General features: G+C 75.3%; 15 protein-coding genes and 1 tRNA gene. 8 read left to right on the top strand and 8 right to left on the bottom strand.

The window, feature by feature from the left end; genetic code table 11:
* Positions 1–12 precede the first annotated feature (12 nt).
* Entirely contained in the window at positions 13–1,389 is a 1,377-nt protein-coding gene (locus tag ACI79E_RS02285) for an MFS transporter (protein WP_456930927.1), read from the top strand.
* A gap of 15 nt (positions 1,390–1,404) precedes the next feature.
* Here ACI79E_RS02285 and ACI79E_RS02280 read toward each other — a convergent pair whose 3' ends face one another.
* Positions 1,405–2,781 carry an ammonium transporter gene (locus ACI79E_RS02280; RefSeq protein WP_456930926.1) on the bottom strand — a complete coding sequence of 459 codons (1,377 nt, stop codon included), beginning with the start codon at positions 2,779–2,781 and terminating at the stop codon, positions 1,405–1,407.
* Between the two features lie 154 nt (positions 2,782–2,935).
* Between ACI79E_RS02280 and ACI79E_RS02275 the strand changes: the two genes are divergently transcribed.
* Positions 2,936–4,054: an NAD-dependent epimerase/dehydratase family protein gene (locus tag ACI79E_RS02275; RefSeq protein ID WP_456930925.1), complete on the top strand. Its 1,119-nt coding sequence runs from the start codon at positions 2,936–2,938 to the stop codon at positions 4,052–4,054.
* A 109-nt stretch (positions 4,055–4,163) separates the two neighbouring features.
* Entirely contained in the window at positions 4,164–5,174 is a 1,011-nt protein-coding gene (locus ACI79E_RS02270; protein ID WP_456930924.1) for a methyltransferase domain-containing protein, read from the top strand.
* Between the two features lie 58 nt (positions 5,175–5,232).
* On the opposite strand, the gene ACI79E_RS02265 is transcribed toward ACI79E_RS02270, so the two are convergent.
* Positions 5,233–5,922, bottom strand: a complete 690-nt coding sequence (locus tag ACI79E_RS02265; protein ID WP_456930923.1) for a PaaI family thioesterase — start codon at positions 5,920–5,922, stop codon at positions 5,233–5,235.
* Entirely contained in the window at positions 5,915–7,069 is a 1,155-nt protein-coding gene (locus tag ACI79E_RS02260) for an acyl-CoA dehydrogenase family protein (protein WP_456930922.1), read from the bottom strand. Before ACI79E_RS02260 ends, ACI79E_RS02265 begins: the two co-directional genes overlap by 8 nt.
* Positions 7,070–7,243: 174 nt before the next feature.
* Between ACI79E_RS02260 and ACI79E_RS02255 the strand changes: the two genes are divergently transcribed.
* Positions 7,244–7,738: an STAS domain-containing protein gene (locus ACI79E_RS02255; RefSeq protein WP_456930921.1), complete on the top strand. Its 495-nt coding sequence runs from the start codon at positions 7,244–7,246 to the stop codon at positions 7,736–7,738.
* Positions 7,739–7,750: 12 nt separating this feature from the next.
* On the opposite strand, the gene ACI79E_RS02250 is transcribed toward ACI79E_RS02255, so the two are convergent.
* Entirely contained in the window at positions 7,751–8,605 is an 855-nt protein-coding gene (locus ACI79E_RS02250) for an aldo/keto reductase (protein WP_456930920.1), read from the bottom strand.
* Between the two features lie 116 nt (positions 8,606–8,721).
* Here ACI79E_RS02250 and ACI79E_RS02245 point away from each other — a divergent pair, with 116 nt between their 5' ends.
* Positions 8,722–9,303 carry a histidine phosphatase family protein gene (locus ACI79E_RS02245; RefSeq protein ID WP_456930919.1) on the top strand — a complete coding sequence of 194 codons (582 nt, stop codon included), beginning with the start codon at positions 8,722–8,724 and terminating at the stop codon, positions 9,301–9,303.
* Between the two features lie 177 nt (positions 9,304–9,480).
* On the opposite strand, the gene ACI79E_RS02240 is transcribed toward ACI79E_RS02245, so the two are convergent.
* Positions 9,481–10,590: an EAL domain-containing protein gene (locus tag ACI79E_RS02240; protein WP_456930918.1), complete on the bottom strand. Its 1,110-nt coding sequence runs from the start codon at positions 10,588–10,590 to the stop codon at positions 9,481–9,483.
* 140 nt (positions 10,591–10,730) lie between these two features.
* Here ACI79E_RS02240 and ACI79E_RS02235 point away from each other — a divergent pair, with 140 nt between their 5' ends.
* Positions 10,731–11,339: a TetR/AcrR family transcriptional regulator gene (locus ACI79E_RS02235; RefSeq protein ID WP_456930917.1), complete on the top strand. Its 609-nt coding sequence runs from the start codon at positions 10,731–10,733 to the stop codon at positions 11,337–11,339.
* A gap of 24 nt (positions 11,340–11,363) precedes the next feature.
* On the opposite strand, the gene ACI79E_RS02230 is transcribed toward ACI79E_RS02235, so the two are convergent.
* Complete coding sequence (locus tag ACI79E_RS02230; RefSeq protein ID WP_456930916.1) at positions 11,364–11,594, bottom strand: DUF3618 domain-containing protein; 231 nt, start codon at positions 11,592–11,594, stop codon at positions 11,364–11,366.
* Positions 11,595–11,684: 90 nt separating this feature from the next.
* Between ACI79E_RS02230 and ACI79E_RS02225 the strand changes: the two genes are divergently transcribed.
* Positions 11,685–11,765 (top strand) — tRNA-Leu (locus tag ACI79E_RS02225).
* A gap of 108 nt (positions 11,766–11,873) precedes the next feature.
* Here the strand turns inward: ACI79E_RS02225 and ACI79E_RS02220 are convergent.
* Together ACI79E_RS02220 and ACI79E_RS02215 are read right to left on the bottom strand one after the other, a co-directional pair.
* Positions 11,874–12,848 (bottom strand): Hsp20/alpha crystallin family protein, encoded by a 975-nt coding sequence (locus ACI79E_RS02220; protein WP_456930915.1) that lies wholly within the window; start codon positions 12,846–12,848, stop codon positions 11,874–11,876.
* Positions 12,849–12,902: 54 nt separating this feature from the next.
* Positions 12,903–15,080 (bottom strand): putative bifunctional diguanylate cyclase/phosphodiesterase, encoded by a 2,178-nt coding sequence (locus ACI79E_RS02215; protein WP_456930914.1) that lies wholly within the window; start codon positions 15,078–15,080, stop codon positions 12,903–12,905.
* Between the two features lie 189 nt (positions 15,081–15,269).
* On the opposite strand from ACI79E_RS02215, the gene ACI79E_RS02210 reads away from it, so the two are divergent.
* A complete protein-coding gene (locus ACI79E_RS02210) occupies positions 15,270–15,449 on the top strand; it encodes a hypothetical protein (protein WP_456930913.1) in 180 nt (59 codons plus the stop codon).
* Positions 15,450–15,507: the final 58 nt, after the last annotated feature.

Genomic DNA, 15,507 nt, shown 5'->3' with positions numbered 1-15,507 from the left:
AGGGCGCGGGCGATGAGCACCGACGCGACGACGACCTCGGCGACCCGCGCCCAGCGGCTGGACCGGCTGCCGTTCACCCGCGAGCACGGCCGGCTCGTCGTCGGCTCCGGTCTGGGCTGGGCGCTGGACGCCATGGACGTCGGCCTCATCTCCTTCGTGATGGCCGCGCTCGCCGTCCAGTGGTCGCTGACCCCGACCGAGCTGTCGTGGATCGGGTCGATCGGCTTCGTCGGCATGGCGCTGGGCGCGACCCTCGGCGGGCTGCTGGCCGACCGGATCGGCCGCCGTCAGGTCTTCGCGCTCACCCTGCTGGTGTTCGGCCTGGCCACCGGCGCGGCGGCGCTGGCCTGGTCGGTGGGCGCGCTGCTGGTGTTCCGCTTCCTCATCGGCCTGGGCCTGGGCGCCGAGCTGCCGGTGGCCTCCACGCTGGTCAGCGAGTACGCCCCGGCGCGGGTCCGGGGTCGGGTCGTCGTGGCGCTGGAGGCGTTCTGGGCGGTGGGCTGGCTGCTCGCGGCGCTGATCGGCTACTTCGTCGTCCCCCGCAGTGACGCGGGCTGGCGGTGGGCGCTGGCGCTGGGCGCCGTCCCGGCGGTCTACGCCGTCGTGGTGCGCCGCGGGCTGCCGGAGTCGGTGCGCTTCCTGGAGCTGCGCGGCCGGGTGGACGAGGCGGAGGCGGCGGTGCGCCGCTTCGAGTCCGCGGCCGGGGTGCGGCCGGTGCCGTCGACGACGCCGGAGCCGACGGCGCCTCCCGGGCCCGCGGCCCTGTGGGCACGGGGCACCCGGCGCCGGACCGCGGCGCTGTGGACGGTCTGGTTCGGCATCAACTTCGCCTACTACGGCGCCTTCATCTGGCTGCCGACCCTGCTGGTGGCCTCCGGGTTCTCGCTGGTGCGGTCCTTCGGGTTCACCCTGCTGATCACCCTCGCCCAGCTGCCCGGTTACGCCGCGGCCGCGGTGCTCATCGAGCGGTGGGGACGCCGGCCGACCCTGGTGGTGTTCCTCCTCGGCTCCGCGGTGGGGGCCGGCCTGTTCGCACTCGCCGACGGCGACACCGCCGTGCTGGTCACCGGCATGGTGCTGTCGTTCTTCAACCTCGGCGCCTGGGGGGCGGTCTACGCGGTGACGCCCGAGGTCTACCCCACGGCGCTGCGCGGCACCGGCGCCGGGGCCGCCGCGGGGTTCGGCCGGATCGCCTCGATCGCCGCACCCCTGTGCGTCCCCCCGCTGCTGGACGCCGGTGGCAACGGGCTGGTCTTCGGCACGTTCGCGGCGTTCTTCGTGGTCACCGCCGCGGCGTCGTGGGCGCTGCCCGAGCACCGCGGCCACACGCTGGAGGAGGTCGGCACGGACGCGCGTGAGGCCGGCCCCGCAGCCGCGAGGCCGGCCTGACGCGCAGGGGACCGGTCAGCCGGCGGGGGTCTCCGTGGGCGCGCCCGTCCCGGCGCGCGGCGCCGGGGCACCGGCGGCGGCGATCCGCTCGGCGGAGGCGATGACGCTCTCCGGCGTGGTCGTCGCGCCCGGCGCGTGCAGCGCGCCCTCCAGGTCGTAGGCGACCTCGGCGTGCTCGGCCAGGTCGATGCCGTTGACCTCGACCTCCCGCGACACCCGCAGGCCGATCGTCTTGTGGATCGCCAGGGCGATCAGCAGCGAGACGACGAAGGAGTAGCCGACCACCGCGAGCGCGGCGACCGCCTGCACGCCGAGCAGCTCGAGGCCACCGCCGTACAGGAGGCCGTCGCGGCCGCTGGGCGCCGCGGCCGAGCCGAGGACGCCGACCAGCAGGGTGCCGACGATGCCGCCGACCAGGTGGACGCCGACGACGTCGAGGGAGTCGTCGTAGCCGAGGCGGTACTTCAGGGCGACCGCCAGCGGGCAGACCGCACCGGCGACGGCACCCACGGCCAGCGCGCCCATCGGGGTCACCGCGCCGCAGGCCGGGGTGATGGCGACCAGGCCGGCGATGGCACCGGACATCCCGCCCAGGACCGTGGCGTGCCCGTCGCGCAGCCGCTCGACCAGCAGCCAGGCGAGGATCGCCGCGCAGGTGGCGTTGAACGTGTTGAGCATGACCACCGAGGCGCTGTTGCCCGCCGCGAGCGCCGAGCCGCCGTTGAAGCCGAACCAGCCGAACCACAGGATGCCGGCGCCGAGGGCGACCAGCGGCAGGCTGTTGGGCCGGGCCTGGCGCGGCCAGCCGGTGCGCCTGCCCACGACGAGGACGACGGCCAGCGCGGCCACACCCGCGTTGATGTGCACCGCGGTGCCACCGGCGAAGTCGACCGCGGCCAGCTCGTTGGCGATCCAGCCACCCTGCACGCTGCCGTCGGCGGAGTCGAAGGCGAACACCCAGTGCGCGACCGGGAAGTAGACCAGCGCGGCCCACAGCCCGGCGAACAGCAGCCACGGGCCGAACCGCACCCGGTCGGCGACCGCACCGGCGATGAGGGCCGTCGTGATGACCGCGAAGAGCGCCTGGAACACCGCCACCAGCGCCGGTGGCAGGGCCGCGCTGTCGTCGCCGGGCACGAGCGAGCCGAGCCCGAGGTACTCGGTCACGTTCCCCAGCAGGCCGACCCCGCCGTAACTGTCCCCGAAGACGGCGGAGAAGCCGAACAGCGTCCACAGCACCCCGACGACGGCGACGGCACCGAAGACCATCATGACCATGTTCAGGATGCCGCGGGAGGAGACCATCCCCCCGTAGAACAGCGCCAGGCCCGGGATCATCAGGGCGACGGCCATCGTGGCGGCGAGGATGAAGGCTGTGCTTCCGACGTCCATGGGGACCTCTCGTGTCGTCTACTCGCGGTGTTCGCGGTTGCGCGTGAGTAGACGGGACGTGGGTTACCGCCGTGGTCGTCGTCTGTGACGTTCGGGTGACGCGTCGGCCCGCGGCTCCCGGGTTCACCCGCGCCGCTGCGGGTAGCCGCCTCCCATGGCTGAACTGACCCGGGGTCACCTCGAGGGCCTGACCGTCGCCGTCACCGGCGCCAGCGGCAACGTCGGGACGGCGCTGCTGCGCCGGCTCACCGCACCGGGCAGCGGGGTGGCCGAGGTGCGCGGGCTGGCCCGTCGCCAGCCGCCGGACGGTGCACCGTACGACGCCGTCCGGTGGTTCCCGGCCGACCTCGGGGAGACCCGCAGCGAGCATGTGCTGACCCGGTTCCTCGACGGCGCCGACGCGGTCGTGCACCTGGCCTGGGCGCTGCAGCCCGGGCGGCAGCCGGAGCGGCTGCACCGGGTGAACGTGGAGGGCACGCGGCGGGTGGCCCGGGCCGCCGCGGCCGCGGGCGTGACGCAGTTCGTGCACATGTCCTCCCTCGGCGCCTACGCCGCCGGCTCCGGCGGGCAGAAGGTCACCGAGGACTGGCCGACCACCGGCATCCCCAGCTCCCAGTACAGCCGGGACAAGTCCGAGGCCGAGCGCGTGGTCCGGGAGGTCCTGGGCCGGCGTCCGGACACCACGCTGACCGTCGTGCGCCCGACCCTCGTGCTGCAGCCGGAGGCCAGCAGCGAGATCGGCCGCTACTTCCTCGGCCCGCTGCTGTTCGGGGCCGCGCGCCTGCTGCCGGGGGCGGTGGCGCGGCTGCTGCCCCTGCCGCTGCCGTCGGTGCACGTGTCCTTCGTGCACGCCGACGACGTCGCCGACGCCCTCGGCCGGGTGCTGGACCGCCGCGCCCCGGGCCCGTTCAACGTAGCCGCCGAGCCGGTCATGGACGCCGACGACATCGCCCGCGCGCTGGGCACCGTGCGGGTGCCGACGCCGGCGTTCGTGCTGCGGACGGCGCTGTCGGCCGCCTTCCACGCGCACCTGGTGCCCACCGAGCCCGGCTGGCTGGACCTCGGCACGCAGGCGCCGGCCCTCGACACCACCCGCGCCCGCAAGCTGCTGGACTGGGCGCCGTTCCACAAGGGCGACGACGTGCTCACCCAGTTCGTCGCGGCGCTCGGCCGCGGCGAGGGGGCACCCGGGCCGCTGCTGCGCCCGGCCGGCGGCCCGGAGCGCGACCCGGCCGGTGACCCGGCCAACGCCCCGGGGCCGCGGGCGAACTAGGGCACGCCTCCCCCTCGGTGAGCAGCCCGGAGCGGGGTGAGGATGATCGCGCCGTGGGAGACGGCGCCGTACTCGTCCTGGCCGGTGGCCCCGAGCTCGGGAGTGGAGCATGAGCCGCCTCGTCGCGACCGCGGAGCTCCTCCGCGGTGGCGGGGTGCCGCGGTTGCGGGCCGCCCGTGACGGTCGGGCCGCCATCCGGCTCGGGGTGGCCGCGGCAGGCCTGTCCACCGGCGTGCTCGAGTGCCTGCGGGACGGGCCCGTCGGCTCCGCGTCCGTGCGCGCGCAGCTCGACCTCGACGACGGTGACCTGCTGGAGCCGTGGCTGCGGGTGCTGCAGGCGCACGGGCTCGTCCGCGCCTCGGCCCGCGGGTGGTCACTGTCCCGGCGCGGACGGCGGCTGCTGGACGACGAGGTGGTGCGCGCCGCGTACGAGGGGTTCGCCGGCTTCCACACCGGGCTCTACCGGGAGCTCCCCCGCCAGCTGCACGGGGGCCCGCCACGCCGCGACACCGCGGACCACGGGGAGACGATCGCGCAGCTCACCCGGGCGATGGAGCCGGTCCTGCACGAGGCGCTGGTGGCCGCGGTGCGCGAGGTGCGTCCCGCGCGGGTGCTGGACGTCGGCTGCGGGGCGGGGCAGAACCTGGCCGCGATGCTGACCGCCGCGCCGGCGGCCGAGGGCACGGGCATCGAGGTGGACGACGCCGTCGCCGACCTCGCCGAGCGGCTGCTCGCGCGGCGGGGGCTGGCCGGGCGGGCCGGCGTGGTGCGCGGCGACGTCGTGGCCCTGGCGGCCGGCGGCCAGGCCGGCGGCCCCTACGACCTCGCGCTCCTCGCCAACGTCGTCTACTACCTGCCGCTCGCCGATCGGGTCCCGCTGTTCCGGACCCTGGCCGGCCTGCTCTCCGAGGGCGGCGCGCTGCTGGTCACGACCACCGCCGCCACGCCCGACCCGTTCAGTCGGCACTTCGACCTGCTGCTGCGCGCCCAGGGCCAGGGCATGGAGCTGCCCGAGGTGGAGCCGCTGCGCCAGCAGCTCGCCGAGGCGGGGCTGCGACCCTCACCGGCCCGGCGGCTGGTCCCGGGGCAGCCGCTGGTCGCGGTCACGGCCCGGCGCTGACCGGCCGAGCCGTCCACGAACGGGCGGCCCGCAGCGACGACCGGTCGGGAGACGGGCCCTAGTCGCCGGACCGGTGGTCGCGGGCGGTCCAGGCACCGATCGGCCGGCCGGTCGCGGCGAACACGCCGGCCGCCCGCTCCGGACGCAGGGCCACGAAGAGGCCCTCGGCCTCGGCGAGCACGGTGTCCGGGGCGTCCTCGGCGACCAGGCGTGCGGTCGCCGGGGTGCGCCGCCCGTCGGCAGGCCCCGCCTCCGCGGCCAGGAGCAGCGGGACGCCCAGCGGCACCGGACGGCGGTAGCGCACGGTCAGCGTCGCGGTCAGGCCGCCCCGCCCGGCAGCGCGCACGGCGCGGGCCAGGACGTGGTCGAGCAGGGTGGCGACCACCCCGCCGTGCACCAGCCCGGGGGGACCCTCGTGCGCCTTGCCCACGGTGACCCGGCCGGTGACGCGGCCGTCAGGGGTGTCGGTCGCCTCCAGCGGCGGCGCCACCGGGCTGCCCGGGCCGTAGACCGGGCTGTACCAGCGTTCCCCGCGCTCGGGGTCGTCGACGGAGGCCACCTCGTGCAGGCCACGCCCGGAGGCCCGCAGGCGGGCGGTGAGCTCGCGGGCGGCCGCGGCGACGGCGACGAGCTCACCGGCCGGCGCCTCGGTGCGGACGGCGGCGTCGACGAGGTCCCGCAGCGCCGTCCCCAGCTCGCCGACGACCTCGCGACGGGCCGCCCGGTCGGCCGGCGTCGCGTCACCCACGGGGCATGCCCGCCGCGCGCAGCAGCCCGCCGCCGATGATCACCCGCTGCACCTCGCTGGTGCCCTCGTAGAGCCGGTACAGCCGGGCGTCGCGGTAGAAGCGCTCCACCGGCGTGGTCCGCAGGTACCCGAGGCCGCCGTGCACCTGCACCGCCCGGTCGACGGCGCGGCCGACCATCTCGGTGCAGAACAGCTTGGCCGACGACGGCCCGACCGAGGTGTCCTCGCCGGTGTCGTAGCGGGCGGCGACGTCGCGCACCATCGCCCGGCCCGCGAGCAGCTCGGCGTGCATGTCGGCCAGGTGGGCCTGCACCAGCTGGAACCGCCCGATCGGCGCCCCGCCCTGCCTGGCGGTGGCGGCGTAGGCCACGGACTCGTCGAGCACCCGCTGGGCCATGCCGACGCACAGCGCCGCGATGTGCAGCCGGCCGCGGGAGAGCACGGTCAGGGCCTTGGCGTAGCCGCGGCCCTCCTCCCCGATCAGCGCGTCGGCGGGGACCCGCACGTCGTCGAGGAAGACCTCGGCGGTCCAGGCGCCGGACTGACCCATCTTCGCGTCGTGCGGGCCGACGGTGAGCCCGGGTGTCCGTGCGTCGACGACGAAGCTGGAGATGCCGCGGCCGCCCTTCTCGGCGGGGTCGCTGCGGGCGAAGACGACGAACAGGTCGGCCAGCGGTGCGTTGGTGATGTAGCGCTTGCTGCCGGAGAGCACCCACCCGTCCCCGTCCCGCCGGGCGCTCGTGCGGAGGCCGGCCGGATCGGACCCGGCCTCGGCCTCGGTGAGGGCGAAGGAGCCGATCAGCTCCCCGGCGGCCAGCCCCGGCAGGTACCGCTGCTTCTGCGCGTCGCTGCCGAACCGGGCGATCACCTGGCCGGCGATGCCGTTGTTGGTGCCGAACAGCGACCGGAACGCGGGGGTGGTGTAGCCGAACTCGAACGCCAGCTCGACGTCCTCGGCCATGGTCACGCCGAGCCCGCCGTACTCCTCGGGCAGCGCGTACCCGAACAGGCCCATCTCCGCCGCCCGCGCCCGCAGCTCGTCGGGGATGCGGTCCTCGTCCTCGATGCGTTCCTCGAGCGGCATCACGACGTCCCGCACCAGCTGCCGGACGGCGTCCCTGACCTGGCTGAAGTCCTCGGCGTCCACGCCGCCATGCTGCCGCGCGCGGCGGTGTCGCGCCTCGGCGGGTCGCGCTCGACACGCCACCGCGCAGCGCAGTCGGTCCAGCACTCCGTGTTGTGGCGGTCGGCCGTCCGCACTAGCGTCGACGGCAGCCGCCCGAACCCGCCGGCGGTTGCTGCACACCCCGCCGGAGAGCCCGTGCCGCACCTGCAGGTCGCCCTCGTCCCCGCTCCCTACCAGGTCGTCGTCCGGGTCACCGGCGACGCGGAGGCCTCCACCGTCGACCGGCTCACCGACGCGCTCCGCCGGGCCGCGGGCCTCGGCACCGGGAGGGTGGTGGTCGACGTGGCGGGCACCCGGTTCTCCGACTGCTCGGGCCTGCACGCGCTCACCGTCTTCACCGACACGCTCGCGCTCGCCGGCCGCCAGTGCCGCGTGGTCGGCGCCCCCGCCGACACCCGCCGGCTGGTGCGTGACGCGGGGCTGGCCGACCGGCTGGAGCTCGACGGCCCGCTCGACGGGGAGGACCCGGTGCGGACCGGCCCGGCGCACCGGCCCCCGGGAGCGCTCCCGGCCGAGCCGGCCGCCGGCCGCCGCGCCGTCGCCCTGCGTCTGGGCCGGACGGCGCGGCGGTCCGAGGACCGGCCGGTCCGGCGGCGCACCCGCACCGCGGCGCTGCGCCGCTGGCGGTGACCGGAGCCGGTCTCAGGCCAGCGCGTCCAGCCGGGCCGTGTCCTCGTCGGAGAGGACGAGCCGCGCGGCGCCGAGGTTCTCGGTGAGGTGCTCGACCGACTTCGTGCCGGGGATGGGCAGCACGACCGGGGACTTGTGCAGCAGCCAGGCCAGCGCGACCTGCGACGGCGTGGCGTCCAGCTCGCGGGCGATGTCGGCCACCGGGCTGTCGGGTGCGGCGAGGTCCCCGGTGGCGATCGGGAACCACGGGATGAAGGCGATGCCGTGCTCGGTGGCGTACTCGAGGACGTCCTGGGACTGCCGGTTGGTCAGGTTGTAGAGGTTCTGCACGCTGACGACGTCGACGACCTGCCGCGCCTCCTCCAGCTGCGCGACCGAGACCTCCGAGACGCCGATGTGCCTCACCTTGCCCTGCTCCTGCAGCTCCCGGAGGGCGCCGAGCTGGTCGGCCAGCGGCACCTCGGGGTCGATGCGGTGCAGCTGGATGAGGTCGATGCGGTCCACGCGGAGGGTGCGCAGCGACAGCTCCACCTGCTGCTTGAGGTAGGCCGGGCGGCCGACGGGGTGCCACTCCCCCGGGCCGGTGCGCACCAGGCCGGCCTTGGTCGCGACGACCAGGCCCTCGGGGTAGGGGTGCAGCGCCTCGGCGATGAGCCGCTCGCTGACGACCGGACCGTAGGAGTCGGCGGTGTCGATGAAGTCCACGCCCTGCTCGACGGCGGCACGGACGACGGCCCGCGCGGCCTCGGGGTCGGCGGGCTCGCCCCACACGCCGGGGCCGGGCAGCTGCATGGCGCCGTAGCCGAGACGGTGGACGGGGAGGTCGCCGCCGAGGACGAAGGTGTCAGAGGGTGCGACCGTGGTCATGGATCCTCCCGGGTCCGCGCCCCGCGGCCTGGTGCCGGCGGGGCTCTGCCCGCGCCAGCGAGGACAACCGGGGTTGCTCTTCCCCGATGTGACCTCCCGGACAGTCAGGAGGCCTGATGGGCGAGATCGTCGTGCTGCGGCACGGGCAGACGGAGTGGAGCCTCAGCGGGCAGCACACCAGCGTCACCGACCTCCCCCTGCTCCCCGAGGGGGAGGAGCAGGCGCGCCGGCTGGCCGGCGTCTTCGCGGACCGGACCCTCGCCGCGGTGTGGATCAGCCCGCGGCTGCGGGCCCGGCGGACCGCCGAGCTGGCCGGGCTGACCCCGACCGGCACCGACGAGGACCTCGTCGAGCTCGACTACGGCGGCTACGAGGGCCGGACGACGGCGGCGATCAGCGAGGAGCTCGGCCGCACGTGGTCCATCTGGGTCGACGGCACCGTCGCCGGGGACACCCCCGGGGAGTCGCTGGCCGACGTCGGCACGCGCGTGGACCGGGTCCTGGAGCGGGCGCGGCCGCTGCTGGCCGACGGCGACGTCGTGCTGGTCGCCCACGGGCACGTGCTGCGGATCCTCACCGCCCGCTGGCTCGGTCTGGACCCGGCGGCCGGTCGCCTGCTGGCGCTGCCCGCGGGGTCCTACGGGATCCTCGGCCACGAGCACAGCCGCCCCGTGCTCACCGGGTGGGGCCTGCACTGACGGCCGATCCGTCATCCGCCGGGCGCGGAGGCGTCTTCCAGTGGTGTGCCGATCCGAGCGGTCGCCCCCGGGGGCGACACCCCGCGGGCAGGGTCCTTCGGTCCCCCCGGAACACGTCGTCGGGCCCGCGCGCGCCGGTGCGGCCGCGCGCACGCTGCCGGAGTGGTCAGCCGACGGTCAGCGCGGCGCCCGGAGGACGGGCGGGGAGCCGGCGGACGTCCCGTCGTCGCCCCGAGGCGGCGGCACCGGGCGCCCGAACAGCCAGCCCTGCCCCAGGTCGGCCCCCAGGTCCGTGACCTCCTCGGCGACCTGCTCGCTCTCCACGCCCTCGGCGACGACCTCGGCGCCCAGCCCGTGGGCCACCTCCACCACCGAGCGCACCATCGTCCGCGCGCCGGCGTCGGGGAGGGCCTGCACCAGCGCCCGGCCGAGCTTCACGACGTCCGGGCGCACCGTGGACAGCAGGGACCGGCTCGACCAGCCGGCCGCGACGTCGTCCAGCGCGACCCGCCAGCCCAGCGAACGGGCGTGCTCGAGCACCGACAGCAGGTGACCCCGGTCGGCGACGGCCGAGACCTCGCCCACCTCCACCACCAGCCGGCCGGGCTCGATGCCGGCCTCGTGCAACGCCTGCTCGGTCGAGGCCAGGCCGGTCCGTGGCCGGACGACCGACGCCGGGTCGGAGTTCACGTAGAGGTCGGCCCCACCCAGCCACGGCGCGGCGCCGGCGATCGCCGACTCCCGGCCGATCCGGTCCAGCCGCGGCAGCCAGCCGGCGGACTCGGCGACGAAGAAGAGGTCCTCACCGCCGACCTCCCGACCGTCGACCAGGCCACGCAGCAGCGCCTCGTGCGCGACGACCGACCGGTCGGCCAGGCGGACGATCGGCTGGTACACCGACCACAGCTCGGCCTCGGCGAGGACGCCGATCTCGGCGGTCACCCCGCGGCGGGCCAGCTCCACGGCGAGCGTCGGGGCGCTCAGCAGCCGGGCGGCCAGCGGGGAGCCGTGCGTCGGGGGGTCGGTGGCCACCCGCACGTGCTCGGCCTCCGCGGTGGTCAGCTCCCGGGCCAGGTGCCGGAACAGGCGGTCGACGCCGCGGCCGCCGTCCTCGTCGGTGAGGTCGAGCAGGTCCGGCCCACCCGAGACCGACAACCCGGCGCCCCGTGCGGCGCGGGCCACCTCCCCCAGCAGGTCCTCGTCCGTGCTGCCCAGCATCACCCGGCCCACGGAGCCGGGGACGTGCCAGTACTCCCGGCGCCGCGCGCTGCCGACGGTGCTCCCCACCGCAGCAGGATGACCGAGCGGCGGCGGGGGCGCGGACAGGCGCGCGGGTTCGCGGAACCCCGTCGGACACAAACACGTTGCACGCCTGTCGGGCGTCGCCAACTTGAATGTCTAAGGTCAGCTCCATGGTCGCACCGCAGATGACTGAGATGCCACGCCCCGCGCGGGGTGGGCGCCCTCGTGACCCCAGCCGGGACGAGGTGATCCGGGCGGCCATCCTGCGACTGCTGGCCGAGGTCGGGTACGCCGCGCTGACGATGGACGCCGTCGCCTCGGAGGCCGGCGTCGGCAAGGCGACCATCTACCGCCGCTGGCGGACCAAGCAGGACCTCGTCGTCGACACGATCTCCGACATGAGCCGCGCCATGGCCGTGCCGGCCGACACCGGCACCATCGAGGGCGACCTGCGGGAGCTCATGCACCTGGTGGCCACGGCGACCACGAGCCCCGCCGGGGCCGCGATCCGTTCCCTGCTGCCCGCGATGCAGCACCAGCCGGCCCTCGTCGAGGCGTTCCGGAACGGGCCCCTGGCGGTGTGGCGGGCGGCCTACGCGCGGATGTGGGCGCGCGCCGAGGCCCGTGGCGAGGTCCGCCCCGGGCTGGCGCAGTCGGTGACCGCCGAGGCCACGAGCGCGCTGATCGTGCAGCGGTGGCTGCTCACCGGCGAGCCGGTGGACGACGAGTACGTGGAGCGCGTGCTCGAGGTCGTCGTCCTGCCGCTGATCGCCAACGCGCGGCCGGGGGCCTGAGCCCCCGCCGCGCGCGGCGGTGGGTCAGTCGTTGCGGTGCCGGACCCTCTGGACGAGCACGAGGGTGACCAGCAGGCCGACCGCCCCGACGGTGGCCATCCCGGCCGGCGTCTGCAGGAACTGCTGGACGGCGGCCTGACCCTTGGCCTTCAGGCGCTGCGGGCTGCTCCGGTAGACCAGCTGGTCCAGGGTGGCCGCCAGCGACTCACGGGCGGCGTCGATCTCCAGCTGGATCTGTCGAGGGTCGCGAGGCACGGGCGACAGCCTGCCAGACGCGGCACGGTCCAGCGCGTTCCCGTCGGCCGAGGGCCACCCGCACGGGCGATCCCTACACTCGGCCCTCGAGCGGGAGTGGTGTAACGGCAGCCACGCCAGACTTAGGATCTGGTGCCTTCGGGCGTGGGGGTTCGACTCCCCCCTCCCGCACGCGTCGCCGCCTGTTCGCAGGTCAATCGACGTCCAGTGGCGGATCGCAAGCAATGGGACCTGAGCTGGATTCAAGGTCACCACGCATCGCCGGCCCGTCCTCGATGTTCAGTTGCCCCGACCTCCGCGCCCTAGGCGGCTCGAGGGTCTGCGACGCGAGGTGCGGCGCTCATCCACCGCCATCCCGGCGCGTTCGATGGCTTCGGCGTCGACAGGCTCACCAAGCCGGTCCTTCACGGCGACCAACGCCCTGGCAGCTGAGCGTTGGGCGCGTTCCACCGGGTCCGGAAGATGACGCACTGCGGTAGCGGCGACGGGGGGCGTGACGGTGTCCAGGTCCTCCGCGTCTTCCGTGGTGCCCGCCCGCTGGTCCTCATCGCGCGCCGATGGCGCCACCACGATCTTGCGGGGCTTCCCCTTCTCGGCCATCTGGATGCTGACGGTCAACACGCCGTCGCGGTAGAGCGCCTCGTGTCGGATGGCGTCGAGGTCGCTCCCGAGTGCCAGCTGCCTTGTGAAGGTGCCGTACGGCCTCTCCGACACGATCCACTCGGCATTCTCCAGCTGTGGCACCGACCGCCCTGCGCTGACGGTCAACTCGTTGCCTTCGACGCTTAGGTCGATCGATTCGCAGTTCGCGCCGGGGAGATCGAACTGGACGACGATGTTGTCACCGACGCGATAGGCATCCGTGGGGATGCGTGGCAGGGCGCGGGCCGACAGGTCGAGCTCGCCCGAGTTCCCGCTCGCTGAGCGCGACTCCGCGGCAGGTTGCTCTAGCCCGCTCCGCGTCGACGCCGCCGTGTCCACCATGGCCCGCAGGAGCGCGATCTCAAGCACGCGGACGTCGGCATCCGTCACGCCGAAGTCCGAGTGCGCACCCAGGACTCCCATGGTGTCACCGCCAATCTCCCGTTCGACGGGGTCGGCGCTCAGACTCTTGTCGATGGCCCATTGCGCCCGCGCCCACCAGGCCTCGCGTGCCTCGCTGCGCCACTTCTGAGCAACGGTCACCAGGCCGACTAGTAGCGCCACTGAGGCAGTGAGGAGGGCAGCGACCACCGAGGCCGAGGGGTCGTCCATCAGCGCGGCGGTGTCGTGATCCGGGCCGGCACTCGGCCACGGTAGCTAGGAGCTCTAGGAGACGTCACGCTCGCTGACTGGTGGACGGCAGGAGGTGACAGAAGCGTCGCTAGCGTGAACATGAGTGACACTGGACGCAGGGAGTGTCGCCTGGGCCCCGCTCGACGAGGGACCCCCGCACGGCCAGGCTCCTTGATGCATAGCAGCCGGCGGGTGTTCCCCCTCCCGCACGCGGGCCTCCGGTCGCGTCCCAGCTCGGACGTCGACCGCCGTGCGGTCGAACCACTCCTCCAGCTGCTCGGCCGGCATCGGCCGGCACAGCAGGTACCCCTGGGCGACGTCGCAGCCCAGCCGGGCGAGCAGGTCCCAGGTCTCCCTGTCCTCCACGCCCTCGGCCACGGTGGTGAGACCGAGGTTGCGGGCCAGCTCCACGACCGAGCGGACGATGAGCGCGTTGCTCCCGTCCAGGGTCACGCCGGTGACCAGGGAGCGGTCCACCTTGAGCTGGTGCACCGGCAGGTCCTTGAGGTGGGCCAGCGAGGTGTAGCCGGCGCCGAAGTCGTCGATCGAGAGGGTCACGCCCACCTCGGCGAGCCGGGTGAGGATGGCCCGTGCCCGCTCGGGGTCGGCCATGATCGCGCTCTCGGTGACCTCCAGCTCGAGGCACCACGCCGGCACGTCGTGCAGGGCCAGCAGTTCGAGCACGTCGTCGACGAACCGCTCGTCGAGCAGGTTGCGGGCGGAGATGTTGACCGCCACCCGCAGCGTCCGGCCGCTCGCCCGCCACCGGGCGCACTGCGCCAGCGCTGCGTCGAGCACGTGGCGCGTCAGTGGCCGGATGAGCGGGGTCCGCTCGGCCAGGGGGATGAACTCGGCGGGCCCCACCAGGCCGCGCTCGGGGTGCTGCCAGCGCACCAGCGCCTCCACCCCGCGCACCTCCTCGCCGGAGAGCGCGGCCTTGGGCTGGAAGTGCAGCACCAGCTCCCCCGCGTCGATCGCGCGGCGCAGCTCGCCGAGCAGCCCCAGCCGCTCCGGGCTGTGCACGTTGAGCTCGGCGTCGTAGACGCAGACGCCCAGGCCGCGGTCCTTGGCGAAGTACATCGCGATGTCGGCGCTCTGCAGCAGCGTCTGGACGTCGGTCCCGTGGACGCCGGACAGCGCGATGCCGATGCTGGCGTCGACGTCGAGGAAGACCCCGTCGGCGTCGATCGGCGCCTCCATGGCCGCCAGCGCGCGGGCCGCCAGGTCCAGCGCCGCCTCGGGCCCGTCCACGCTGGGCAGCAGGATCGCGAACTCGTCACCACCGAGCCGGGCCACGGTGTCGGTCGCGCGGAGGGTCTCCCGCAGCCGGGTGGCGACGGCCTGCAGCACGAGGTCCCCGTAGGCGTGGCCGAGGGTGTCGTTGATCTCCTTGAACCGGTCGAGGTCGATGAGCATCAGCGCGGCCGGCGCCGTCCCGGGCGTGAGGGCGGCGAGGGCTGCCTCCCCGCGCTGGCGCAGCAGCGCCCGGTTGGGCAGCCCGGTGAGGGCGTCGTGCAGCGCCTGCTGGCGGTTCCGCTCGGCCTGGGCGACGGTCTCGCGGCGGCTGCGGGTGAGCACCGCCGTGAACCAGCCGACCAGTCCGAGCCCCACACCGAAGACGACCGGCGTGGCGACGACGAGCAGCTGCTGGGAGTCGCCCATCGCGTCCAGCGCCGTGCTGGCGTCGGCCCAGTGCTCGCTCGCCTGGTCCTTGACGATGATCTCCAGCTCGTCGTAGTGGGGGTCGACGAACTCCTCCTCGAACGCCTCCGCGGCGGCGGGGTCCTGCGCGGCGGCGGCGATCAGCGCGTCCACCGACCGGGCGTAGCTGTCCAGGCGCTGCAGCCAGCCGGCCACCAGGCCCTCGTGGCCGGCGCCCTCCACCGAGCCCAGCTCCTCCAGGGCGTGGCGCGTGGCCGCCCGCGTGGCCTCGTACTCCGCGCGCACCTCGTCGTCCGGCTCCACGACCAGCTCGTCGGCGAGGTCCTCCATCTGCAGGAGGGACTGCTCGGCCTCCGCCGACCACGTCGAGACCGCCGCGCTCCGTTCGGCCTCCTGGGCCGCGCGGGCGTTGGCGACCGCGGCGACGACCGAGAAGACGGTCAGCACCAGCAGCACGGCGACCAGGCCGGCGGTGGCGGCGTGGGTGGACAGCCTCCGCCCGCCCGGGCGGCGCCGCGCCCGCAACGTCCTCACAGTCGGGTTGCTCATGTGTGCTCGTCCCCCACGGTCCGGCGCCCGCCGTCTGCGGGCACCCGGGGTGGGGATCGGCTCCGGACCGACCGGTCCCGAGCCCGGCGGCGCCGGTCTCACCCCGCGGAGGGGGCCGTCCCGTCGCCCGATCGGGTCGTCGTCGCCCGGGGCGCTCCGCCGCGCGGCCGGACCTGCCGACGACGTCGCGTGACCCTCTCCCTCACCGGCCCCCGCCACCTCGCCCCCGACGCCGACGACGTCGTCCGCATCGCCACCGACCGCGGCCCGGGCCGGCACGCCGCCCCCGAGGAGGACCGGGCGGAGTACGACCCCCGGGTGGACGGCGACCTGCTGGACTGGCTGGGGTTCGCCCCGGCCGCCGGCTGACTCACCCGTCCGGGTGACGGCCCGGGGCCCCCGGTTTGACCGGGGCCCCGGGTCTGCC

The sequence above is a fragment of the Geodermatophilus sp. SYSU D00079 genome, assembly GCF_054050635.1.
The sequence above is the reverse complement of the archived record's forward strand: the minus strand, read 5'-3'. Positions and strand labels throughout refer to the sequence as shown.

Excerpts from the sequence above, each read along its gene's own strand:
- ACI79E_RS02285 (WP_456930927.1), top strand. The coding sequence starts at position 13 with ATGAGCACCGACGCGACGACGACCTCGGCGACCCGCGCCCAGCGGCTG.
- ACI79E_RS02280 (WP_456930926.1), bottom strand. The coding sequence starts at position 2,781 with ATGGACGTCGGAAGCACAGCCTTCATCCTCGCCGCCACGATGGCCGTC.
- ACI79E_RS02275 (WP_456930925.1), top strand. The coding sequence starts at position 2,936 with ATGGCTGAACTGACCCGGGGTCACCTCGAGGGCCTGACCGTCGCCGTC.
- ACI79E_RS02270 (WP_456930924.1), top strand. The coding sequence starts at position 4,164 with ATGAGCCGCCTCGTCGCGACCGCGGAGCTCCTCCGCGGTGGCGGGGTG.
- ACI79E_RS02250 (WP_456930920.1), bottom strand. The coding sequence starts at position 8,605 with ATGACCACGGTCGCACCCTCTGACACCTTCGTCCTCGGCGGCGACCTC.
- ACI79E_RS02245 (WP_456930919.1), top strand. The coding sequence starts at position 8,722 with ATGGGCGAGATCGTCGTGCTGCGGCACGGGCAGACGGAGTGGAGCCTC.
- ACI79E_RS02235 (WP_456930917.1), top strand. The coding sequence starts at position 10,731 with ATGACTGAGATGCCACGCCCCGCGCGGGGTGGGCGCCCTCGTGACCCC.
- ACI79E_RS02220 (WP_456930915.1), bottom strand. The coding sequence starts at position 12,848 with ATGGACGACCCCTCGGCCTCGGTGGTCGCTGCCCTCCTCACTGCCTCA.
- ACI79E_RS02215 (WP_456930914.1), bottom strand. The coding sequence starts at position 15,080 with ATGAGCAACCCGACTGTGAGGACGTTGCGGGCGCGGCGCCGCCCGGGC.